We start from the raw sequence: 23,802 nt of genomic DNA, 5'->3' as shown, positions 1-23,802 counted from the left end.
CTAATTACTTGATTTTATTATCGTCTGGCAATCAGTGCCGCCGTTCGATGCGTTGCATTCTACTTACCTGACGCGTTGAGTCAACGATATTTTTCATCACTTTTGATCGTTTGCTGAAATTTGCGTCGAAACGATCACTGATCAAGCAAATCTGCGCGAGCAGCGCTCAAATATTGCAACATTGACCAGAGTGTCAGCACCGCAGCCACAAAGAAAAGGGCAATACCGGCGTACTCAACCCAAATATTCGGGCGCCACAGCAACCAGGCCAGCGCGACCATCTGGGCAGTCGTTTTGACTTTACCAATCCAGGATACGGCCACACTGCTACGTTTACCGAGTTCAGCCATCCATTCACGCAGAGCAGAAATGATAATTTCACGGGCAATCATCGTTGCCGCCGGTAAGGTCACCAACCAGCTATGATAATGCTCGGTTACCAGCACCATGGCGATGGCGACAAGCACTTTGTCTGCTACTGGATCAAGGAAGGCACCAAAACGGGTACTCTGGTTCCAGCGACGCGCCAGAAAACCATCGAACCAGTCAGTCACCGCCGCGACGCAGAAAATGAGCGCGGCAGCAAACGGCGACCAGGTAACAGGTAGATAAAAAACCAATACAAAGAATGGGATAAGGATGACACGGAACAGTGTGAGCAACGTAGGGATATTAAATTGCATAATGACGGGTAACTATCTGTTGTCAGTAAGATTACCCCTATGTTGCTACAGAGACATCAATGTTTCAACGACCAGAAGATCTTTTCTGCCAGACCTTGCGAAATACCCGGCACTTTTGCAATTTCTTCGACGCTGGCGTTACGTAAACCTTGCAAACCGCCCATATATTTCAACAACATTTGCCGACGTTTTGGCCCGACGCCTTCAATGGTTTCCAGGGTGCTGGTATTTTTGACCTTCGCCCGTTTTTTGCGATGTCCGCCAATCGCATGATCGTGTGATTCATCGCGAATATGCTGGATGACGTGCAACGCAGGCGAATCTGGCGGTAAGCTAAAGCCCTCTCCTTCAGGCTCGAAGAACAATGTTTCCAGCCCAGCCTTACGGTCGGCCCCTTTGGCAACGCCAAGTAACAACGGATGGTTTTTATCCCAGGGGACGTCCAGCTCGGCGAAGACATTTTTCGCCTGCGCAAGTTGTCCTTTGCCACCATCAATCAGGATCACGTCCGGAATCTTACTGTCATCGATGGCTTTACCATAACGCCGACGCAACACCTGATTCATCGCCGCATAATCATCGCCTGGCGTAATGCCATTGATGTTATAGCGCCGATACTCCGCACGCAGTGGGCCATTAGCATCAAACACCACGCACGAGGCAACGGTTTGTTCGCCCATCGTATGGCTGATATCGAAACATTCCATCCGTTTCACTTCCGGCAATTTCAACACGCTGGCAAGCGCTGTCAGTCGCTGATGAACGGTTGATTGCTGCGAAAGTTTGGTGGTTAACGCTGTTGCGGCATTCGTCCGCGCAAGTTTCAGGTAACGCGCCCTGTCGCCTCGCGGTTTGGTCTGAATGTTTATCTTGCGCCCCGCCAGTTCTGATAATGAATCGGCGAGCAGCGTTTTATCACTAAGATTAAAATCGAGCAGGATCTCACCCGGGAGAGTGCGCATCTGGCTGCCCTGTAAATAGAACTGACCAACAAAGGTTTCCACGACTTCGCCCAGTTCCGTACCGCCCGGCACCTTCGGAAAATAGCTACGGCTACCGAGCACTTTGCCCTGACGAATAAACAAAACATGGACACATGCCATACCAGCATCGAACGCCACGCCAATAACATCAAGGTCGTCGCCCGTATTAGAGACAAATTGTTTTTCGGTGACGCGTCGCACCGCCTGAATTTGGTCGCGAATACGTGCCGCTTCTTCAAACTCCAGATTCTGGCTGGCTGTTTCCATGCGGCTAATCAGTTGCTTAAGCACCTGATCGTCTTTACCCGATAAAAACAGGCGCACATATTCAACCTGCTGGGCATACTCTTCTTCGCTAACCAACCCGGCCACGCACGGCCCAAGACAGCGCCCTATCTGGTATTGCAGGCATGGACGCGAGCGATTGCGATAAACGCTATTTTCGCACTGGCGAATGGGGAAAATCTTTTGCAACAACGCCAGAGTTTCACGCACCGCATAACCATTCGGGAACGGGCCGAAATACTCTCCCTTGGCGTGCTTTGCACCGCGATGCATCGCCAGACGTGGATGTGTATCGCCACTGAGGAAGATAAAGGGGTAAGATTTATCATCGCGTAACAAAACGTTGTAACGCGGCTGATAGAGTTTGATGTAGTTGTGTTCCAGCAATAATGCTTCGGTTTCAGTATGAGTCACCGTGACATCGATTTGCTGGATCTGGGCGACCAACGCTTCCGTTTTGCGCGAAGCGAGATTGCTACGGAAATAGCTTGAAAGCCGTTTTTTCAGGTCTTTCGCTTTACCGACATAAATAACCGTACCACCAGCATCATACATGCGATATACGCCCGGCTGGCTGGTGACGGTTTTTAAAAACGCTTTTGCGTCAAACTGAACACTCACTGACTTGTTAACGTCTCCGCATTACACAAACCATGGCGAATAGCCAGGTGAGTCAGCTCAACATCGCCATGAATGTTTAATTTACTGAACATACGGTAGCGATAGCTGTTCACCGTTTTCGGGCTGAGATTAAGCTGTTCTGAAATCTCATTGACCTTCTGGCCTTTGGTAATCATCAGCATAATCTGCAATTCGCGTTCAGACAAACTGGCAAATGGGCTTTCTGTTTTTTCTGGTTCGATCTGGCTTAACGCCATTTGTTGCGCAATGTCAGAAGCAATATAACGCTGCCCAGAATAGACAGAACGAATCGCGCTCACCACCTCCTGCGGGGCCGCACCTTTGCTTAAATAGCCCGCAGCGCCAGCCTGCATGACTTTTGCTGGTAAAGGGTTTTCGGTGTGAACCGTAAGCATGATGATTTTGACATCTGCGGTTGAACGGGCGATTTTACGCGTCGCCTCAAGGCCGCCAATGCCAGGCATGCTCATGTCCATTAGCACCACGTCGACGGAATTTGCCCGGCACCACTTAACGGCATCTTCACCACAGGAAGCCTCACCAACGACTTTAATACCCTTTATATCTTCCAGAATGCGTCGTATCCCTGCGCGCACCAGTTCGTGGTCATCAACAAGTAGAACGTTGATCAAAGGAATATCTCCAGAAATAGGGATAACGCTACTGATAGTTAGTCATCCGTATATTAGCGGGTTTTATTGCAACTTTGAAACGTTAAAAATGGTGGGTATTCGATTTTTCTCTCATTTTTGATAATTCGATTGTCCACAGTTATGATCACGTCCGTCACCAAAAAGCTTCCGGGGCGTTGTAACCTATCTGTTAGACTGAAATGTGACAAAAATTGACTTCATTCAGCACAAATGAAAAATCATCAGCATGAATATGTAACATTAATTAACTCAATAAATACGCACAAAAAACATTCATGATATAAATATTTATTAACCACTATATTAACTAATTTAATATCAATGATGATTCAGCGACCAAAAAACAACCACTGCTATTTTTAGCAAAGCTTATGGTATACTCCGCCGCCTTAACATTTTTTACTGCAAATTTTCATTGCAACATGACGAGGAAAATAAATGAGTACGCCTGATTTTTCTACTGCCGAGAATAATCAAGAACTGGCAAATGAAGTCTCCTGCCTGAAAGCGATGCTGACGCTGATGCTGCAGGCGATGGGACAAGCTGACGCGGGCCGCGTGATGTTAAAGATGGAAAAACAGCTTGCGCTGATCGAAGACGAAACCCAGGCTGCGGTATTTTCCAAAACGGTTAAGCAAATTAAACAGGCCTACCGCCAGTAATATAAAACCGGCTGAAAGCACACCTTTCAGCCGGTTTTACACCTGGCACGCAGAATGTAATAGAGGTCATATTAAGCCAGTTGCGGCAGCGTAGCAGGCAACCTGGGTCTTATTCGGCGCGTTGATTTTTTTCTGCATGTTTTTCTGATGAAAATTAACCGTGTTCTCGGAGATTGACAAGATCATCGCAATCTCTGCCGATGTCTTACCTTCCGCGGTCCATTTCAAAATCTCCATTTCCCGCTTACTGAAATTCATCTCCGGCGTCATCACTATTTGATCATTTAAACGCATCAGCGCCATCAAACTTTCGCGCACCAGTAACTGCATTTTTAATTGCAGCTCATCACTAAGAACGGGTATTTCGCGCGTACTGCTACGAGAAAATGACAAAAATCCCAACGCCCGGTTCGGTAGCATTAAATACTGAGTGACTCCCCTGCGTAAACCATGCGCACGCGCAGCCTCCCATAATGGCTGGGCTTCACTGAATAAGTCATCATTCCACAATAAATGGCCCTGACTGAAGTTTTCAGGGTTGAGCACGGGATCAATAGCGAGAAAGTTTTTTGCCTGATAATAACTAACCCACGATTCAGGGTAATTGGTGTAGAAAGCCACTTTGGGTCGCGTGAATGGCACCGGGTGGCGAACACATAACGAATAGTAATCGTACTCGAGCTGCTGAGCCTGAAGCTCTATTTCATGGTAGACCTCTTCTGCGGCCTCCATCCTCTGAAAGCGCGACAGCATTGTGCGACGCCAGCTAAAAAAATCCGTATCCTGCATAGTAAACCGCAATGCCCCTGAGAGTGAGTATCATTTATACTGAAAACTCAAGCTATCACATAAATAAGATTTATATATAATTTATATTATTCAGATAATGAATTACTTTTGCAAGACATCGCATTCTCTTATGTTATTAATGAGTTATGCTGATTTATTGACCGTTTATTGAGTCTTCAGAAGAGTGGTTCGCCCCGGTAACTAACTCACCGGGGCTGATTTTTTCTTATTATTGCAGTAGAAACTTCTCGAGAAACTGGCGGGTACGGGGCTGCTGTGGAGTAGCAAATAACGCTTTCGCCGAGCCCTGCTCTACTATCCGCCCCTGGTCCATAAAGATCGCGCGGTCAGCAACATCTCGGGCAAAGCTCATTTCGTGTGTCACAATCACCATTGTGCGCTTTTCCTGTGCCAGCTGGCGGATAGTATTCAGGACTTCGCCCACCAGCTCTGGGTCCAGGGCCGACGTTGGCTCATCAAACAAAATCACCTCGGGACGCATCGCCAGCGCCCGGGCAATCGCCACACGCTGCTGTTGACCGCCAGATAAACGACGTGGATAGCTGGTTTCTTTGCCTGCAAGGCCAACTTTCGCCAACAACTCACGTGCGCGCACCGTGGCTTCCTCTTTAGGTTCACCTTTGACAATCACCGGCCCTTCAATAATGTTTTCCAGCACCGTACGATGCGGAAACAAATTAAAGTTCTGGAAAACAAAACCAACGTGCTGGCGCAACTGACGAATCAGGGATTTTTGCTGGCTTAACGAACGCGCTGTATCAATGGTGATATCCCCGACGGTAATCGTCCCCGCTTCTGGTTGTTCCAGCAAATTTATGCTGCGTAGCAACGTGGTTTTCCCGGATCCGCTTGGACCTATAATAGCCACCACTTCGCCGGTTTTAACCTCCAGATCTATGCCATGCAGCACCGTCTGACCGTGGAATTTTTTCACCAGGTTTTTAACGTCAATGGCACTCATTTTGGATCCCTCTCCTGGCGATTAAGTTGACTCTCAAAATGGTTCTGCAACGTCGATAACACCGTCGCCATAATCCAGTAGATGAGCGAAGCCGCCAAATACATGGTGAAAACTTCCAGTGTGCGCGAAGTAATCAACTGCGCCTGACGGAACAGCTCTGGCACCTGAATCGTCGCAGCCAGAGAAGTATCTTTTACCAGGCTGATAAAACTGTTCGACAGCGGCGGCAGTGCTACCCGCGCGGCCTGTGGCAAAATAGCACGACGCATAGTTTGCCACGGCGTCATGCCGATACTGGCAGCTGCTTCCCACTGACCTTTATCTATAGACGAAATCGCTGCCCGCAGCGTTTCGGCTGCATAGGCGGCGGTGTTCAGTGACAGGCCAATCATCGCTGACGGAATCGGGTCTAATTCAATGCCAAACTGCGGCAAGCCGTAGTAGATCATAAACAGCTGTGCGATGAGTGGCGTACCACGGAAAATGGAGATATAAAAACGCGCCAGCCAGCGCACTGGCCAGACGGGCGACAGGCGCATCAGCGCGAGAATAAATCCCAGCAGTAAGCCAAAAAACATGCCGCCAATGCTGAGTTGCAGCGTATACCCTGCCCCTTTCAACAGGAACGGCAGCGAATCAATAACCAGTTGTATGCTTTCTTGCATGAGCGTTTCCGGAGCTAAACGTGGGGGTGATAGGCGAACAGTGCAGGTGCGCCGCCGGTATGAATAAACAGAATCGGCCCTTCATCTTTGAAGCGTTTCTGACTTATACCATCAATCAGCCCCGCCATCGCTTTTCCGGTATACACGGGATCAAGCAGAATGCCTTCCAGACGCGCCAGCAGTTTCACCGCCTCCATGCCTTCGTCATTCGGCACACCGTAGCCAGGCGCAAAATAGTCATCCCAGAGTAAAATTTCCGCTGAGGCAGTCAGCTCCAGTTCTTTCGCGATCGCCTGTTGTAGGCTAACCACTTTCGGCAACTGGTCAGCAACAGAACGTGAAACAGTCACGCCAATCAGTTCTGTTTCAGGCATCAGTTGTTCCAGCCCTACTGCAAGCCCGGCGTGAGTTCCGGCACTGCCTGATGCCACCACCACCGACGATATGTTAACCGCCCCTTCACACTGCTGGGCGATTTCCAGCGCACTCTCCACATAGCCCAACGCCCCTAAAGCATTGGAGCCGCCAACCGGAATGACGTATGGGCGAAAGCCTTGCGCTTCGACGCGAGTCGCTAACTCTTCCAGTTGGGCATCAGGATCGGTCAGCGCATCGCACATTTCAATCTGAGTATTGAACAGATCCAGCAACAAGCGGTTGCCGTTAGTTAAATAGTTTTCTGCGGTAGTACCAATGGGATTTTCCAGCAGCGCCACGCAATGCAGACCAAGTTTTGCGGCCACTGCGGCAGTCTGGCGCACATGGTTAGACTGAATCGCTCCGGCGGTAATCAGTGTGTCAGCACCTTCGCGCAAGGCGTCTGCTGCGAGAAATTCCAGTTTGCGTGACTTATTTCCGCCCATTGCCAACGGGGTGACGTCATCCCGTTTGATGAAAATGTCCCGACCGAGATAATCAGAAAAACGTGGCAGATATTCGAGCGGTGTCGGTGCGCCGATAAACTCCAGTCGTGGAAAACGAGTTAAATTATGCAATGGCATAAAAGCCTCCGATGTGTGTTGTTGTGATCTTGTTATTATGCACGCTGGAAACGTATAAATAAAAAATGCACCGATTAAAGCGCCCTTTTTTGTCATTATGCCCCGTCCAGAATAGCGTTGACACGTTCCCGACTGTGAGTTCAACCGAGGGATGCAACACACTGGTTGAACCGATCTGTGAGTGATTCGTACTCTGGAGTTTTCTCGGTCTTTCGTTGAGCATATGGCAACTGTAGTACTCATGGATTCCGGGCGATAGCAGGTAGTGTGTTAATAGAATCAGATTTGTGGTCCCGTGATGCTGTTGAATGTCCGATGGGTCATCAGGAACGTAACGGTGTAAAGGCTGCTTATGTAAAATCTGATGTCCCCTGGTTATGGGGATAACTTCTCCTGGCATCTTAGGTTGATCAAGCCTGGTTATCCATACCCGTTCATTAATATGGTAATCATTATCTCTGTATTAATTATTATTTATATTCATGTCTGTTTTTAGGATAAAAATATTATATTCCATGACGGTATTTTCAGGCACTTTTCTTATAAAAAAGCAGAGAAACACTCACTATCTAAAATTACACCAATCAATAAACAAACTAACATCCAGAAAACATTACAATTTCAAATTACTCGCCAAAAAAAATCAACCTGATTGCTTGAGATGGATTTTCTCTGTTTATTTGCAATAATGCTCGCATCGATCATTTGTATGATGATTGGATGATGCATATTACTTCCCAATGACATTACACAGTCAAAACATTTAACCCACCATTCTTAAACAAAAAAATGGAGCTTTTGTGAAAATCAAAATTAATAAAAAAGAAATGTTTAATGTATATATAAACAACAGAAAAACATTCGGCATAACGCAAGAGGGAATGAAGACAACATTACTATTCAGCCTTATATCTGCCACTCTGGCCATTCAGCCTGCTTTGGGAGCTAAAAAGGAAGTTACTCTTTCTGAAGGAAACCCTGCTGAAATATCTGAAAATATCATTGGTGCTGATGCCTCGCATCACAGACCAGATAATAATGATGATGGGGAAGCCGGTGAAGATGCTCTCATTGTTAATGTTGTACCTGGTTCGTTACAGGATGAAAATATCCTGACAATTAACAGCGGTGCTCGCATTAGTGGCGGTGAAGGCGGATGGGCTGGTGATGATGATGTTACTAAGATGGGCTCTGCAGGAGGCCAGGGCGGCACAGCTATTACTGGAAATAATTTTACTCTTGTTAATTATGGTGATATTTCCGGTGGTAAGGGGGGGTGGGGAGGTTATGGTAATGGCGGGGGCGATGGAGGTGAAGCGGGTACCGCTATTTCCGGAGATGATCTTACCATTACGAACAACGGTAGCATTACGGGTGGCAATGGCGGAATGCCTGGAGCCAGTGGTTATGGCGATAAGAGCAGTGGTTTAACTGGGACTCCTGCTGTTGGTGGGACTGCCATATCTGGCAATAATCTTCAAATAAGCAATAACGGAAACATCACTGCCGGGCAAGGTAGTAGTGGTGCCTGGTGGGCGGTATGGGGGTCTTCTGCCGGCACAGGAGGGAATGGAGGCACGGCAATATCCGGAAATAATATGGAGATAACAAATAATAATCACATTACAGGTGGCCAGGGGGGGGATGGTGCTCGCGGTGGTGAAGGTAGTGTCGAATTTACTACCGATCAGAATATTAATGGAAGTAGCGGTGGTAGTGGTGGTATTGGAGGGTCTGCTATATATGGTAATAATATTAAGATAAATAATACGGGAGATATAACTGGCGGACAGGGGGGCACTGGTGGTGAAGGTGGTAGAGGTGGTACAGATGAATATGATTACACTGACTCAGCGCCCCTTGGTTCTGGTGGTACTGGTGGTACTGGTGGTATTGGTGGCACCGGGGGGATTGCCATATCTGGAAATAATATGGAAATAAATAATTATGGAAATATTATTGGTGGAAATGGCGGCACTGGTGGTGATGGTGGCGATGGATGGCGTTCCCTTGAAAATAATAAAACTGGTGCCGGAGGTAATGGTGGCAACGGAGGTAATGGTGGTACTGCTATCTCCGGGAGTAATATCACGATAAATAATCATGGCAGGATATTGCCTGGGAGTGGCGGACAGGAAGGTGAAAGTAACGTTATCTTCTCCGGAGGAGTATCTGGTAACAGAGGGCAAGATTGTGATACCGCAATATCTCTGAATGGTGGAACTAACTCGTTGAATCTCTTCGCTGGTTCTGTCATTCAAGGTGATATTGTTTTGAATAATGTCGAAAATAATGCTGATGGTAATTCTCTGTCCATTACAAATAAAGACTCCGCCAGCTCTGAGATCAAAGGCAATCTGAGTGCGGGTACAGGTACACATATTTCCGTTTCGGGAGCTGATGTCACCTTTAGCGGAAGTTCGGTATTTGACAGAGATTCATCGCTGAATATGAGTACAGGTTCCAGTCATTTAACTGCCAACAATATCCAGTTCAATAACGGTGCAGTGCTTAATGTTGATACTGCCATGACAATATGGAAGCAAAATGAGTACGGCTTGTTGACGACCTCCGACGGCATAACAGGGCTCTCTGAAAATAATATTTATCAGCATAATAATCTACTGAGTGATGGTGCTGAAGACTATGTTTTAACATCACTTAGTGGTAACGGGCAGACAGTAAAAGAGGTTAGTTCTTCCCTGAAGTGGAATGACCCTTCAGGAAATGGATATGGCACGTTTGACCTGAGATATGGCGCGGTGTTAGAGCTGAAGGTACGGCTTGCAGATAACAATGCTGTTCAGTTATCTCATGGCTGGGATGGAAAAACGCTGACCAAAGCCGGCGAAGGAACACTGATTCTGTCCTCCCAAAACACTTACACAGGTGTAACAGACATCCGCGGCGGCAATGTCCGCATGAACAGCAACAGTGCACTGGGGCAGACCAGCGAGATTCGCCTGGCAGACGACACCATGCTGGACATGAACGGTCACAGCCAGACCGCAGGTAAACTGAACAGCGCAGCAGGTTCCATACTGAACATTAATGGCGGTAATCTGACCCTCACAGGTGGAGGCCTGTCTGCAGGTACCCTCATCGGCTCTGGCTCCCTGAACATCAGCGGTGGCGTGTTCGATATTACTGGTACCAGCCGCGCCCTGAATGCCACCACCACTATCGCAGAAAAGGCAATGGTGAAAGTGCTTAATACTGACGGACTGGGAACAGGCTTGGTTAACACTGCCGGCACACTGATTCTGGGCAAGGCTGATGCACCTGTCATGCTTGCCAACAGCCAGGTCACCATCGCTCAGCAGGGGACACTCTCCGGCTCTGGTGGTGTCGCCGGGAACGTAACCAACAGCGGTACCCTTGACCTGAGAGCCGATGCTCCGGGTAATGTACTGACGATCGGAGGTAACTATACCGGTAATAATGGCTTACTGCTCATGAACACCGCTCTGGGGAATGACAGCTCCGCAACAGACAAACTGGTTATTAAAGGCAATGCTTCCAGTCAGACCCGAGTGGTTGTTATAAATGCAGGTGGTACCGGAGCACAGACACTGAACGGTATTGAGTTGATTCATGTCGACGGAAATGCTGACAGTGCTGCATTTATTCAGGCCGGGCGTATTGCCGCCGGGGCTTATGACTACACGCTGGGACGTGGTCAGGGAAGCAACCGTGATAACTGGTATCTGACCAGTGGTAAAAACACTCCGTTCCTGCTGCGCGCTCTGAAAGCAATGCAACCCCCTGCCCCTGAACCTGCTCCGGGTGGTCATGACAACGACCTGCGCCCGGAAGCTGGCTCCTACACGGCGAACATTGCTGCCGCAAACACTCTGTTCGTGACCCGTCTTCATGAACGCCTGGGGCCAATGCATTACACCGATGTGATTACCGGTGAGCAGAAAGAAACCAGCATGTGGATGCGCCATGAAGGGGGACACAACCGCTGGCGTGACGGTACAGGTCAACTGAAAACACAGGGTAACCGTTACGTCCTGCAGATGGGCGGTGACCTGGCCCAGTGGAGCCGGAACAGATCTGACCGCTGGCATCTGGGGGTTATGGCTGGTTACGGTAATGACCATAACAATACAGATTCTGTACGTACCGGATACAGTTCAAAAGGCAGTGTGAAAGGATACAACACAGGTCTGTATGCCACCTGGTATGCTAATGATGAGACACATAGCGGGGCTTATCTGGATAGCTGGGCACAGTACAGTTGGTTCGATAACGATGTGAAAGGTGACGGACTACCGGGGGAATCCTGGAAATCAAAAGGTCTGACAGCCTCACTGGAAACCGGTTATGTCTGGAAAACCGGTGAGTTTATCGGTAGCCATGGCAGTCTGAACGAATGGTATGTCCAGCCTCAGGCTCAGGTTATCTGGATGGGCGTAAAAGCTGATGAGCACCATGAACGCAATGGTACCCGTGTTGAAAGCACTGGTGACGGTAACGTCCATACCCTTCTGGGCGTGAAAACCTGGATCAAGGAACACAACAGAATGAATGACGGCAAATCCCATGAGTTCCGTCCGTTCGTTGAGGTGAACTGGCTGCACAACACCCGTGATTTTGGCACCCGCATGAACGGTGTGACGGTACATCAGGACGGCGCCAGCAATATCGGAGAAGTAAAAACCGGTGTTGAGGGACAGATTAATGACCATCTGAACCTGTGGGGCAATGTGGGTGTACAGATCGGTGACGAGGGATACAGTGACGCCTCTGCCATGCTGGGGGCGAAGTATACATTCTGAACCGGGTAGTGGAGTAGCCAGCGCTTTATCAGTCAGTGCATGAGAGAAACGGGATAACCTGCTCAATGACCGTTGGTTATGACTGCAACCAGAATGCGCTGGCTGAACGAATAAACGAGATCCTGAAAAACTCGCGTCCTGCAGGTCCGGATAATAGTAAAAAATCCGTGGCAATTTATAACCATGAGCGGCCACACCTGGCACTGAAAGACAAAACGCCCGATGAAGTTCATCAGGCGTTTTACAGACAGAAATCTGTCAACTTATAGCAGGACCAGTCAATACGTTGATTATTTGCTCACATCAGCACCAAACCATTTTTCGGAAAGGGCTTGCAAGGTTCCATCTTTTTGCATTTCTGCAATGGCATCGTTAACTGCTTTCAGCAAGTCTTCGTTACCTTTACGCAGCGCGACACCTGACTCCTGGCGGGAGAAGGCTTCGCCAGTTACTGCCAGCGTATCATTGGTTTTCTTCACCAAATCCAGCGCCGCCAGACGGTCAACCAGGATGGCATCAATACGGCCTACGCGCAGATCCTGGTACTTGGTCGGGTCGTCATCATAGGTGCGCACATCAACACCCTGAACATTCTGACGCAGCCACTCTTCATAGTTGGTGCCTAAACCAACACCAACTTTTTTACCTTTCAGGTCGTCTGCGGTTTTTATTGTGCCTTCATTACCTTTTTTCACCAGCGCCTGAATACCGGAAATGGTGTAAGGGGTAGAAAAATCGTATTTTTTCTTGCGTTCATCAGAAATGGTGACCTGGTTAATCACCACATCGATGCGTTTAGAATCCAGTGACGCCAGCATCCCGTCCCATTTGGTCGGTTTTAATGCGGCATCAACGCCCAGATGTTTTGCCAGTTGTTGGGCAAATTCCACTTCAAAACCAGTCAACTTGCCGTCATCGCCCTGAAAGCTGAACGGCGGGTAAGTCCCTTCCAGTCCCACCAGCAATGTGCCACGCTCTTTTACTTTATTGAGCAGGCCTTCGTTGGCAAAACTTTTCACGCTCATACCCGCAACCAGCGCCACGGCCATAACGCCCATCAACGCCTGATGTCCCAGATGTGCTAGTTTCATATTCACCCCGAATGTTGTTTTGTTGGTTTGCAGTGTAGAGCTATTGTTTGTAAACACAAAAACAAGTCTGCTACATCTTATTCTTATTTAATATATATCAGAAGCTGACATGCAGGGGGAATTCTGCGCAAGATCACCGCGGGTTTGCGTCTGGTAACACTGATACTTACGTAATGCGATGCGGTAATTATTGGTGCTTGTGGTGGGTAGCCATGGCGCCAGGTTTTCATCAAGAAAACCATCCTGCAGCAGGTCGGTGGAAATATCTTGCTCGCTTAAATAATTACCCAAACGACGCAGACGTACCACATACTCGCGCACAGTACCGGGGCTCATTTCAGTATGGTCAAAGAGAAACTGCTTGAAGCCGATAATATCAAAAAAATCACTCTGCGTTTTGCAGTGTAAATCGCCGCAAAAACGACACAACGCGGACCATGATTTTTGTTCTTCCTGCCAACCATTTTCATCAAGCAGTGTATCGAGACGGGAAATCTCGATTTTATTCACTATTTTGCCGTCGCGAACCAGCGTAATGCGATCAAGTAGTTTACGGCAAAATGCGCAATGGGTTTGACTGTGTTTAAAGTCTTTAAGATAGCGACTCAATGGCCGCCTTTTCTGGTGCTGCATCATTATTAAGAACTCCTGGTATTCAAAATTAATGTGCGGCATTTACTTAAGTTATAACTTACCCAGTTTGGTGCGTAACCGTTTAATGGCCTGACTGTGTAACTGACTGACCCGCGATTCACCAACTTCCAGCACCGCGCCAATCTCTTTGAGATTAAGCTCTTCCTGGTAATAGAGCGTTAATACTAACTGTTCACGCTCCGGCAACATTTCGATGGCTTCCATTACCCGTTGACGCAAATTACTTTCCAGTAATTTTTGTAACGGGTTTTCGCGCTGATGATCGTCACTTACCAGTTCAATACTATCGCCGTGCTCTTCACGCCACTCATCGTAGGAAAAGAGTTGGCTGTTATTAGTATCAAGCAACATTTGTCGATAATCGGCGATTTCGATCCCTAAACGTTCTGCCACTTCAGTTTCTGTGGCGTTACGGCCAAGTTCCTGTTCCAGTTGCCCCATTGCCTGCGCCACTTCACGCGCATTGCGTCGCACGCTTCGTGGCACCCAGTCACGGCTGCGAAGTTCATCCAGCATAGCGCCACGGATTCGCTGCACTGCGTAAGTTGTAAATGCCGTTCCTTGCAGGGCGTCATAACGTTCAACGGCATTAAGTAATCCAATGCCGCCCGCCTGTAGGAGATCATCAAGTTCTACACTCGCGGGCAGTCGGACCTGCAGGCGCAATGCTTCGTGACGCACCAGCGGGATATAACGCTGCCACAGCGAGTATTTATCCATTACACCTTCAGCGGTATAGAGTGATTTCACGATAAACAACCCTGCGTTATATAAGTAATCGGCATAATTATCCGTTTCTGCAGGTTTTTTAATCGGACGATTAATGGGTGAAATAAGCGGTTATTTAGAGTGATCGGTAAATAATGAGCAAAATAACCCCGCCGGACGCGGGGTTAAGAGATCTGACAACGTACGCTTCATCTTGCCGGATGCGGTGTAAATGCCTTATCCAGCCCAGACGAATATGCAAATTTAATTAATTGCGATTCACCTCGTAGGCCTGATAAGCGTAGCGCATCAGGCAATTTGGCGTTTGCTGTCACTATCGGTTAGTCAGGTTTTGGTGATTAACCCTGCAGCAGAGACAGAACTTGCTGCGGCACCTGGTTAGCTTTAGACAGCACGGAGTTACCCGCCTGCTGGATGATCTGCGCTTTCGACATGTTGGACACTTCGGTCGCATAGTCGGCGTCCTGAATACGGGACTGCGCTTCAGACAGGTTGGTGGTGGTGTTGTTCAGGTTAGTGACCGCAGAATCCAGACGGTTTTGTACGGCACCGAGGGAGGAGCGGAATTTGTCGACAGAAGCAATCGCTTTGTCCAGCAGCGCCAGTGGATCGTTGGTCGAAGCACCTGCAAATTCAGTATCTGCTGACATATCAATTGCAGTATCAATATCTGTGGTTTCCAGAATATCTGTACCAGTGCCATCATCACCAGCTTTATAATTTTTACCATCAACTGTCACAAAACCTGCTGCATTTCCCGTTGCTGGATCATTGGCAACTTTAACTGCAACACCGTTTTTAGTCGCACCGGCACCATCAGCAGTAGTGTAAGTTACATTAGATGTGTTAATTGTCACCACACCACTAGTCTGATTCAGCGTTGCCGCATAATAATCACTACCAGATTTAACAACATAATTTCCTGTAGCGGCCCCATCTTTATCAAGAATGTTATGCAGGCTTAAATTATTAGTATCCGCAATACCTAACGTTGCAGCTGTTGTCCCTGCAAATGTAACATCTTTCGGAGCCCCTGTAGCCTGAGGCACACTTGTAATCGAGTCGCCAACATTTAAAGAATTACCGTCTACGGCAAATCCTTTAAGACCCAGCGTTGAAGAATCAATTTTCTGCAAATCGATAGAGATGGTCTGCCCATCATTCGCGCCAACCTGAATCTTCATCGAACCGTCTTTCGCCAGCACATTCACGCCGTTGAACTGAGTCTGACCGGATACACGGTCAATTTCATCGAGACGGGATTTGATTTCGTCCTGAATAGAAGACAGGTCAGAATCAGAGTTAGTCCCGGTCGTCGCCTGAACGGTCAACTCACGCACACGCTGCAAGTTGTTGTTGATTTCAGACAGTGCGCCTTCTGCGGTCTGCGCCAGAGAAATACCGTCATTGGCGTTACGCGCGGCCTGAGTCAGCCCTTTAATGTTAGAGGTGAAACGGTTAGCAATCGCCTGACCAGCGGCGTCGTCTTTCGCACTGTTGATACGCAGGCCAGAAGACAGGCGTTCGATAGAAGTCGACAGCGCAGACTGGTTTTTGTTGATGTTGTTCTGAGTGATCAGCGAGAGGCTGTTGGTGTTAATGACTTGTGCCATAATTTTTATTCCTGTTTTTTAGCTCTACGGTTTAAGTATTGGGCTTCCACCCTTCGGCTTCGTCGCCGTCAACCCTGTTATCGTCTGGTCACTCACAACCTTTAGAATTTTTTTCTAGCCGTCGAAATACTCCCCTTCCTCGTTGCTGTTCGTGTCATTAAGCCCAAAAATAAATCGTAAACTTTGCCCCGCTTGCGCCGATAACCCCGGTATTCGTTCTACATGTCGCATGATTAAGGAATATATATGGCTAGTATTTCAACGCTCGGGGTTGGGTCGGGGCTGGATCTCAGCAGCATCCTCGACAGTCTTGAGGCGGCAGAAAAATCTACCCTGACGCCGATATCAAAACAGCAAAGCTCGTACACCGCGAAACTGAGCGCCTACGGGACGCTGAAAAGCGCGCTGGAGAGTTTTCAGACCGCCAACACGGCACTGAATAAAGCCGACTTATTTACCGCTACCTCAACCACCAGCAGTTCTTCAGCTTTTAGCGCCACCACCACGGGCAGCGCAATTGCCGGAAAATACACCATTAGTGTCAGCCAACTGGCACAGGCACAGACGCTCACGACCCAAAACAGCCAAAAAGACAACAAAGCCGCCATCGCCACCAGCGATAGCGTACTGACCATCCAGCAAGGCGGTGGAAAAGATCCCGTCACGATTGATATCAGCGCGGCTAACTCGTCACTCTCTGGCATCCGCGATGCAATTAACAACGCCAAAGCCGGCGTCAGCGCCAGTATCATCAATGTGGGTAACGGCGAGTATCGTTTGTCTATCACCGCCAATGATACCGGTAGCGATAACGCCATGAAACTGAGCGTCAGCGGCGACAGCGCCCTGCAAAGTTTTATGGGTTACAACGGAACGTCGGGTGATAGCAGTAATGGCATGATTGAAAGCGTCACCGCGCAGAACGCCAAACTGACGGTTAATAACGTTGAGATTGAAAACAGCAGCAACACTATCAGTGACGCGCTGGAAGATATCACTCTCAACCTGAATGACGTCACCACTGGTAATCAGACCCTCACCATCAGCAAAGACACCTCCAAAGCTGAAAATGCGGTTAAAGCGTGGGTGGATGCCTATAACACGTTACAGGATACGTTCAGCAGCTTAACAAAATACACCGCAGTCGATGCCGGGGCAGAGAGTCAGGACTCCAGCAACGGCGCGTTACTCGGTGACTCCACGCTGCGCACCATCCAGACCCAGTTAAAAACGCTGCTTGCCAATACGCATAGCAGTTCGGCCTATAAAACATTGGCACAGATCGGTATCACCACCGACGCCAGTACCGGTAAGCTGGAAATAGCGACTGACAAGCTGCAAACGGCCCTGAAGAAAGATGCCGCTGGCGTAGGTGAAATGTTTATTGGTGACGGTAAAAGCACTGGCGTAACCACCAGCATTAGCAGCAACCTGACCAGTTGGCTCTCCTCCACCGGGATAATCCAGGCTGCAAAAGATGGCGTAAGCAAAACGCTGAACAATTTGACGGATCAGTACAACGCTGCCAGTGAACGTATCGATACATTAATGGCGCGCTACAAAGCCCAGTTCACCCAACTGGATGTGTTAATGAACTCGCTTAACTCCACCAGTAGCTATCTGACACAGCAATTCGACACCTCAAATAGCAGCTCGAAATAATCTTCAGGAGAGACTATGTACAGCGCAAAAGGCACGCAGGCCTATGCACAAATTGGCGTTGAGAGCGCCGTGATGAGCGCCAGTCCACAGCAACTGGTTACCATGCTATTTGACGGCGTGTTGAGTGCGCTGGTAAGAGCACGCCTGTTTATGCAGGACAACAACCTGGAAGGTAAAGGCGTTTCTTTATCGAAAGCTATCAACATCATTGAGAATGGGCTGAAGGTGAGCCTCGAAGAAGAAAGCCAGGATGAATTAACCCAGAATTTAATTGCGCTCTATAGCTATATGGTCAGGCGTTTGCTGCAAGCGAATTTGCGTAACGATGTCTCCGCAGTAGAAGAAGTGGAAACGTTGATGCGCAATATTGCCGATGCCTGGAAAGAGACTTTACTCTCCCCTTCTTTGATTCAGGACCCTGTCTGATGAACCATGCACCGCACTTGTATTTTGCCTGGCAGCAACTTGTCGAAAAAAGCCAGCTCATGTTACGCCTGGCGACAGAAGGACGATGGGATGAACTCATCGCCAGCGAAATGGATTATGTGAATGCGGTGCAACAAATCGCGCACCTGACGGAAGAGATGGAACCCTCTGCAATGATGCAGGAACAACTCAAACCGATGCTACGCCTCGTCCTGGACAACGAAAGCAACGTTAAGCAGTTATTGCAGGGGCGAATGGATGAGCTGGCGAAGCTGGTTGGTCAGTCATCGATGCAAAAATCCGTATTAAGTGCTTACGGCGACCAGGGCGGCTACGTACTGGCGCCGCAGGAGAATATCGTCAATTTTTCTCCCCATCTGCATTTTGGCAAAGCATAAAAGTTGGATTACTCGCGAATAACCTGATTACGGCTACGCTTCTAATGTTCCCCTCATGTGGAGTCGAAGAATGCGTAATCCCACGCTGTTGCAATGCTTTCACTGGTATTACCCTGAAGGCGGCAAGCTCTGGCCCGAGCTTGCCGAGCGCGCCGACGGTTTAAATGATATTGGTATCAATATGGTCTGGCTGCCACCTGCCTATAAAGGCGCATCGGGCGGATATTCTGTCGGCTACGACTCCTATGATTTATTTGATTTAGGCGAGTTTGATCAAAAAGGCACTGTCGCGACGAAATATGGTGATAAAGCGCAATTGCTGGCGGCCATCGACGCGCTTAAACGCAACGACATCGCCGTACTGCTGGATGTGGTGGTGAACCACAAAATGGGTGCCGACGAAAAAGAAGCGATTCGCGTTCAGCGAGTTAACGAAGAGTGTCGCACGCAAATTGATGATGAAATTATCGAATGCGAAGGCTGGACCCGTTACACCTTCCCTGCACGAGCCGGAAAATATTCACAATTTATATGGGACTTCAAATGTTTTAGCGGTATCGACCATATCGAAAACCCGCATGAAGATGGCATCTTTAAAATCGTCAACGATTACACTGGCGAAGGCTGGAATGATCAGGTTGATGATGAATTAGGCAATTTCGATTATCTGATGGGCGAAAATATCGATTTTCGTAACCATGCCGTTACCGAAGAGCTCAAATACTGGGCGCGCTGGGTAATGGAACAAACTCAGTGCGATGGTTTTCGTCTCGACGCGGTAAAACATATTCCGGCGTGGTTCTATAAAGAGTGGATCGAGCATGTGCAAGAAGTTGCGCCGAAACCACTCTTTATTGTGGCGGAATACTGGTCGCGCGAGGTCGAGAAACTGCAAACGTATATTGATCAGGTGGAAGGTAAAACCATGCTGTTTGATGCACCGCTGCAGATGAAATTCCACGAAGCGTCTCGTATGGGGCGTGATTATGATATGACTGAAATTTTTAGCGGCACATTGGTTGAAGTCGATCCTTTCCACGCTGTGACGCTGGTCACCAACCACGACACCCAGCCGTTACAAGCCCTTGAAGCCCCAGTGGAGCCGTGGTTTAAGCCGCTGGCTTATGCCCTTATATTGCTACGGGAAAATGGCGTGCCTTCGGTGTTTTACCCTGATCTGTACGGGGCTCATTACGAAGATGTCGGCGGTGACGGACAGACCTATCCAATCGATATGCCAATAATCGAACAACTTGATGAGCTAATCCTCGCCCGCCAGCGTTTTGCCCACGGTGTACAGACGCTATTTTTCGATCATCCGAACTGTATTGCCTTTAGTCGCAGTGGCACCGATGAATATCCTGGCTGCGTTGTGGTTATGTCGAACGGTGAGGATGGCGAAAAGACGATTAATCTGGGGGAGAACTATGGCAATAAAACCTGGCGCGATTTCCTCGGTAATCGACAAGAGAGCATAGTTACCGATGAAAATGGCGAAGCGACATTCTTTTGCAACGGCGGCAGCGTCAGCGTTTGGGTTATCGAAGAGGTGATTTAAAACCGATCGCTGACAATACACGCATCGTTATTGCGGCGCCGTTACAGTTCCAGGCCCGATAAGCTTGCGTATCGGGCACTTTTTTTGACATGAAAATCCCCCAACGCCAGGGGGATTTCATTACGGCAGCGGCGTCGGTAACGGCGCTTTTTCCAGCGCGGCGGCACACTCTGCCGTCGGACGCGCCACACGTTCCATCGTCATGCCATCATACTCAATAGTGTTACCGTCACGCTCAATCTCGTACAGCTCACGTTTCACAGTAACGTTAGTGAGAGAATCAGACATCAGCGTCAGCTTACCCGGTAACGCAATCACTCGCTGCCATTGACGGCAATCCAGGGTATCACCCTCTTTAGTGACAATCAGGCTACCAATCGCTTCCGGGCTGACCAGCGCACGTTGCGGCCCTTTGGTCTGCCAGTACCCTGCCAACCAGTCTGGCGCAGGGGTTTTTACAACATTATTATAGTTTTCGACTTCGGCACAGCCCGCCAACAACATGAGTGCGCCTGCAATTGCGAGTTTTTTCATCATTCATCCTGCATGAGAAGAAAAGTGGATTGTGGCATTAAAGCCCTGACGCTGCCAGCCTTTCCAGGCCCAAAGAGAAATTTGATCTAACTATTATTTTTGCGAATTATTGCCACGCAAATAAATTCTCCTGATGTATGATTCGCGACTCTTGTTTAAACCTTCTGAGTTCAGAGGCTACATACATGTCATGGCAGCAATTCAAACAAGCCTGGTTGATTAAATTCTGGGCGCCAATCCCTGCGGTCATCGCGGCGGGCATTCTCTCCACTTACTATTTTGGCATTACCGGCACTTTTTGGGCAGTTACGGGTGAATTTACCCGCTGGGGCGGTCAGCTCCTGCAACTGTTTGGCGTCCATGCTGAAGAGTGGGGCTATTTTAAAATTATCCATCTGGAAGGATCACCATTAACCCGCATTGACGGGATGATGATTCTCGGTATGTTCGGCGGCTGTTTTGCCGCGGCATTATGGGCCCACAACGTCAAACTGCGCATGCCGCGTAGCCGTATCCGCATTATGCAGGCCATTATTGGCGGGATTATTGCTGGTTTTGGTGCACGTCTGGCGATGGGCTGTAACCTGGCGGCGTTCTTTACCGGCATTCCTCAGTTCTCGCTGCACGCCTGGTTCTTTGCCATCGCTACCGCCATCGGCTCATGGTTTGGCGCGCGCTTTACCCTGCTGCCTGTCTTTCGTATCCCCGTGAAAATGCAGAAAGTCTCTGCCGCCTCACCGTTGACGCAGAAACCAGATCAGGCGCGGCGCCGTTTTCGTCTCGGGATGCTGGTCTTTTTCGGCATGCTTGGCTGGGCGCTGCTGACGGCGATGAACCAACCAAAGCTGGGGCTGGCGATGCTGTTTGGTGTCGGCTTTGGCTTGCTGATAGAACGTGCACAAATCTGCTTTACTTCGGCGTTCCGCGACATGTGGATCACCGGACGAACCCACATGGCGAAAGCGATCATTTTCGGTATGGCGGTTAGTGCCATCGGGATTTTCAGTTATGTACAGTTAGGCGTAGAACCTAAAATCATGTGGGCGGGTCCGAACGCGGTAATTGGTGGATTACTGTTTGGTTTTGGTATTGTGCTGGCGGGCGGCTGCGAAACGGGATGGATGTACCGCGCGGTGGAAGGCCAGGTACATTACTGGTGGGTCGGTCTGGGCAACGTTATTGGCTCCACGATTCTGGCGTATTACTGGGATGATTTCGCCCCAGCACTGGCAACCGACTGGGACAAAATCAACCTGCTAAAAACCTTTGGTCCAATGGGCGGCCTGCTGGTGACATATTTACTATTGTTCGCTGCGCTGATGTTGATTATCGGTTGGGAAAAACGCTTCTTCCGCCGTGCGGCGCCGCAGACAGCTAAGGAGATCGCATGAAAAATATCGTTCCTGATTACCGTCTTGATATGGTGGGCGAGCCCTGCCCTTACCCGGCGGTTGCAACCCTTGAGGCGATGCCGCAGTTAAAAAAAGGCGAGATCCTAGAAGTAGTCAGCGATTGTCCACAGTCGATTAACAATATTCCGCTGGATGCGCGTAATCACGGCTATACGGTACTGGATATTCAGCAAGACGGGCCGACCATTCGTTATTTAATTCAGAAGTAATCTTTTCTTCCGCTGTTTCAGGCAGCGGGAGTCACTTGCTACGAATACTCCGTTGTCTATTTTCCGTACCGCAGTTGGACTATTATTGATTCACACAGACACAGCATTAAGTGATCGGACCAGATTGAAGGAATAACACCGATCATGCAAACTACTCTCCCTCACAACTGACGAGAGATTATTTCCCTGATGGATCAGGTTGCTAATTTTCAAAAGATGTTTGAGCAAGTGAGAACGGAGCTAAACTTTTCCTGGTTTTATGCTGAGTTAAAACGTCATCGTATTGCACATTATATTTACTATCTTGCCACAGATAACATCAGGATCGTCACGCACGATGACAATGTTTTGTTAATCAGAGGGAGCAGGAGTCTATTAAAAGTCAGTGCCATCAAGGATCCTGAGCAAGTCAAAAAAGCAGCCCGGACTCACATTTCAAGACAGTCAACATTTCGGGAATATTGTATAACGCTTGCAAAGGCTGGCGTTTTCCGGTGGGTTACTGACGTTGGTGATAATAAGCGGCGTTACTATTCTATCGATAATACACTTTTATATATTGAAGATATCGAGAACAACAAACCACTTATTTAGCTGTTCTCGCCAGCTCAGCCCTGACAGTGACTGGTTATTAATAAAAATTTTTAAATGAACGGTTCTGAAATAGCGATTAACTAACGCCTTCATGTTCATGCCTGTGACCATGTATTTTTCGTTGATGACAAAGAAAGCCCTGGAGCGCACCAGATAACAGGCGGGGTGAATTATCAAGCATCATCGTTCACCGTAGAGCCCGCGGTGTGTCATACCCTATACACGCCCATCACTCGATGGGCATTCTGAAAGCAAGTTACTGCGAAGCGTTCTTCCAGCGATGGCTCCATACAATGGTGAGCGGTCATTTTTTACAAACAGAACTGTGTCATAAGAAACATCTATTAGACAAAAATGTTTTCGCCTGTTGGTATGTTGTAATTAGACAACCAACAAGAAACAATCATGTTCACTGTCAAAACAGATGATCTCTCCCATCCTGCAGTACAAGCATTTGTGAATTACCATATTTCCGGTATGCAGGAACAATCTCCACCAGAAAGCATCCATGCTTTGGACGTACAAAAACTACGTGATCCGGCAGTGACATTCTGGTCAGCATGGGAAGGAGATCGACTCGCCGGAATTGGCGCGCTGAAGTTACTGGATGATGAACATGGCGAGTTGAAATCAATGCGTACTGCGCCAGACTTTTTACGTCGTGGCGTTGCAAATCTGATTTTACGGCATATTTTGCGGGTTGCACATGACAGACGCCTTCATCGCCTGAGTTTAGAAACAGGAACACATGCTGGATTTACGGCCTGCCATCTGTAGTGGATCACAAAATCA

Annotated in this window: 23 protein-coding genes and 2 pseudogenes; 13 read left to right on the top strand and 12 right to left on the bottom strand. The window is 48.5% G+C overall.

Features of this window, described 5'->3' with window-relative positions; all coding sequences use genetic code 11:
* Positions 1-134: 134 nt before the first annotated feature.
* The 3 genes from pgsA to uvrY are packed head-to-tail and all read right to left on the bottom strand — an operon-like array spanning position 135 to position 3,225.
* Positions 135-683, bottom strand: a complete 549-nt coding sequence (gene pgsA, locus FEK46_RS20455) for a CDP-diacylglycerol--glycerol-3-phosphate 3-phosphatidyltransferase (RefSeq protein WP_135559464.1) — start codon at positions 681-683, stop codon at positions 135-137.
* A 56-nt stretch (positions 684-739) separates the two neighbouring features.
* Positions 740-2,572 carry an excinuclease ABC subunit UvrC gene (uvrC, locus tag FEK46_RS20450; protein ID WP_130208553.1) on the bottom strand — a complete coding sequence of 611 codons (1,833 nt, stop codon included), beginning with the start codon at positions 2,570-2,572 and terminating at the stop codon, positions 740-742.
* A complete protein-coding gene (uvrY, locus tag FEK46_RS20445; RefSeq protein WP_064529316.1) occupies positions 2,569-3,225 on the bottom strand; it encodes a UvrY/SirA/GacA family response regulator transcription factor in 657 nt (218 codons plus the stop codon). Before uvrY ends, uvrC begins: the two co-directional genes overlap by 4 nt.
* Before the next feature lie 338 nt (positions 3,226-3,563).
* Between uvrY and FEK46_RS23835 the strand changes: the two genes are divergently transcribed.
* Both FEK46_RS23835 and yecF read left to right on the top strand, forming a co-directional pair.
* A complete protein-coding gene (locus tag FEK46_RS23835) occupies positions 3,564-3,698 on the top strand; it encodes a hypothetical protein (RefSeq protein ID WP_240731141.1) in 135 nt (44 codons plus the stop codon).
* On the top strand, positions 3,685-3,909 hold the full coding sequence (gene yecF, locus FEK46_RS20440) for a DUF2594 family protein YecF (RefSeq protein ID WP_000106474.1): 225 nt from the start codon (positions 3,685-3,687) through the stop codon (positions 3,907-3,909). The genes FEK46_RS23835 and yecF overlap by 14 nt, the downstream gene beginning before the upstream one ends.
* A 66-nt stretch (positions 3,910-3,975) precedes the next feature.
* Here yecF and sdiA read toward each other — a convergent pair whose 3' ends face one another.
* The 4 genes from sdiA to dcyD form a co-directional block, all read right to left on the bottom strand.
* Entirely contained in the window at positions 3,976-4,698 is a 723-nt protein-coding gene (gene sdiA, locus FEK46_RS20435) for a transcriptional regulator SdiA (protein WP_135559463.1), read from the bottom strand.
* 229 nt (positions 4,699-4,927) lie between these two features.
* Entirely contained in the window at positions 4,928-5,680 is a 753-nt protein-coding gene (gene tcyN, locus FEK46_RS20430) for an L-cystine ABC transporter ATP-binding protein TcyN (RefSeq protein WP_135559462.1), read from the bottom strand.
* A complete protein-coding gene (gene tcyL / locus FEK46_RS20425; protein ID WP_130208559.1) occupies positions 5,677-6,345 on the bottom strand; it encodes a cystine ABC transporter permease in 669 nt (222 codons plus the stop codon). The genes tcyN and tcyL overlap by 4 nt, the downstream gene beginning before the upstream one ends.
* Positions 6,346-6,359: 14 nt before the next feature.
* Positions 6,360-7,346 (bottom strand): D-cysteine desulfhydrase, encoded by a 987-nt coding sequence (dcyD, locus tag FEK46_RS20420; protein ID WP_135559461.1) that lies wholly within the window; start codon positions 7,344-7,346, stop codon positions 6,360-6,362.
* 240 nt (positions 7,347-7,586) lie between these two features.
* On the opposite strand from dcyD, the pseudogene FEK46_RS23830 reads away from it, so the two are divergent.
* From FEK46_RS23830 to FEK46_RS20405, 3 genes and pseudogenes are all read left to right on the top strand, one after another.
* A pseudogene (locus tag FEK46_RS23830) lies at positions 7,587-7,703 on the top strand (hypothetical protein); the annotation flags it as partial.
* A gap of 443 nt (positions 7,704-8,146) precedes the next feature.
* Positions 8,147-12,130 (top strand): autotransporter outer membrane beta-barrel domain-containing protein, encoded by a 3,984-nt coding sequence (locus FEK46_RS20410; protein ID WP_135559460.1) that lies wholly within the window; start codon positions 8,147-8,149, stop codon positions 12,128-12,130.
* A gap of 23 nt (positions 12,131-12,153) precedes the next feature.
* Positions 12,154-12,399, top strand: a pseudogene (locus FEK46_RS20405) (integrase core domain-containing protein); the annotation flags it as partial.
* Positions 12,400-12,420: 21 nt separating this feature from the next.
* Here the strand turns inward: FEK46_RS20405 and tcyJ are convergent.
* From tcyJ to FEK46_RS20385, 4 genes are all read right to left on the bottom strand, one after another.
* On the bottom strand, positions 12,421-13,221 hold the full coding sequence (gene tcyJ, locus FEK46_RS20400; protein WP_130208565.1) for a cystine ABC transporter substrate-binding protein: 801 nt from the start codon (positions 13,219-13,221) through the stop codon (positions 12,421-12,423).
* An 87-nt stretch (positions 13,222-13,308) separates the two neighbouring features.
* On the bottom strand, positions 13,309-13,860 hold the full coding sequence (fliZ, locus tag FEK46_RS20395; protein WP_130208735.1) for a flagella biosynthesis regulatory protein FliZ: 552 nt from the start codon (positions 13,858-13,860) through the stop codon (positions 13,309-13,311).
* A 45-nt stretch (positions 13,861-13,905) separates the two neighbouring features.
* The gene (gene fliA, locus FEK46_RS20390; protein WP_064529323.1) at positions 13,906-14,625 is read right to left on the bottom strand and encodes an RNA polymerase sigma factor FliA; all 720 of its coding nucleotides are present in this window, start codon (positions 14,623-14,625) and stop codon (positions 13,906-13,908) included.
* Positions 14,626-14,942: 317 nt separating this feature from the next.
* Positions 14,943-16,217: a FliC/FljB family flagellin gene (locus FEK46_RS20385; RefSeq protein ID WP_135559459.1), complete on the bottom strand. Its 1,275-nt coding sequence runs from the start codon at positions 16,215-16,217 to the stop codon at positions 14,943-14,945.
* 246 nt (positions 16,218-16,463) lie between these two features.
* On the opposite strand from FEK46_RS20385, the gene fliD reads away from it, so the two are divergent.
* The 4 genes from fliD (at position 16,464) to amyA (ending at position 20,261) form a co-directional block, all read left to right on the top strand.
* Positions 16,464-17,879, top strand: coding sequence for a flagellar filament capping protein FliD (gene fliD, locus FEK46_RS20380; RefSeq protein ID WP_064529325.1), 1,416 nt, complete (start codon positions 16,464-16,466; stop codon positions 17,877-17,879).
* Between the two features lie 15 nt (positions 17,880-17,894).
* A complete protein-coding gene (fliS, locus tag FEK46_RS20375; RefSeq protein ID WP_130208571.1) occupies positions 17,895-18,305 on the top strand; it encodes a flagellar export chaperone FliS in 411 nt (136 codons plus the stop codon).
* A complete protein-coding gene (fliT, locus tag FEK46_RS20370) occupies positions 18,305-18,703 on the top strand; it encodes a flagella biosynthesis regulatory protein FliT (RefSeq protein ID WP_131161107.1) in 399 nt (132 codons plus the stop codon). Before fliS ends, fliT begins: the two co-directional genes overlap by 1 nt.
* 70 nt (positions 18,704-18,773) lie before the next feature.
* Entirely contained in the window at positions 18,774-20,261 is a 1,488-nt protein-coding gene (amyA, locus tag FEK46_RS20365; protein WP_135559458.1) for an alpha-amylase, read from the top strand.
* A 120-nt stretch (positions 20,262-20,381) separates the two neighbouring features.
* On the opposite strand, the gene yedD is transcribed toward amyA, so the two are convergent.
* Positions 20,382-20,795 (bottom strand): lipoprotein YedD, encoded by a 414-nt coding sequence (gene yedD, locus FEK46_RS20360; protein WP_064529329.1) that lies wholly within the window; start codon positions 20,793-20,795, stop codon positions 20,382-20,384.
* A 185-nt stretch (positions 20,796-20,980) separates the two neighbouring features.
* On the opposite strand from yedD, the gene yedE reads away from it, so the two are divergent.
* From yedE to FEK46_RS20340, 4 genes are all read left to right on the top strand, one after another.
* On the top strand, positions 20,981-22,186 hold the full coding sequence (yedE, locus tag FEK46_RS20355) for a selenium metabolism membrane protein YedE/FdhT (protein ID WP_135559457.1): 1,206 nt from the start codon (positions 20,981-20,983) through the stop codon (positions 22,184-22,186).
* Complete coding sequence (yedF, locus tag FEK46_RS20350) at positions 22,183-22,416, top strand: sulfurtransferase-like selenium metabolism protein YedF (protein WP_000790504.1); 234 nt, start codon at positions 22,183-22,185, stop codon at positions 22,414-22,416. Before yedE ends, yedF begins: the two co-directional genes overlap by 4 nt.
* A gap of 189 nt (positions 22,417-22,605) precedes the next feature.
* On the top strand, positions 22,606-23,010 hold the full coding sequence (locus FEK46_RS20345) for a DUF1398 domain-containing protein (RefSeq protein WP_130259933.1): 405 nt from the start codon (positions 22,606-22,608) through the stop codon (positions 23,008-23,010).
* Between the two features lie 405 nt (positions 23,011-23,415).
* Positions 23,416-23,787, top strand: a complete 372-nt coding sequence (locus tag FEK46_RS20340; RefSeq protein WP_135559456.1) for a GNAT family N-acetyltransferase — start codon at positions 23,416-23,418, stop codon at positions 23,785-23,787.
* Positions 23,788-23,802: the final 15 nt, after the last annotated feature.

This window comes from Escherichia sp. E4736 (assembly GCF_005781225.1).
GTDB lineage: Bacteria > Pseudomonadota > Gammaproteobacteria > Enterobacterales > Enterobacteriaceae > Escherichia.
This window is presented reverse-complemented; position numbering and strand designations above follow the sequence as displayed.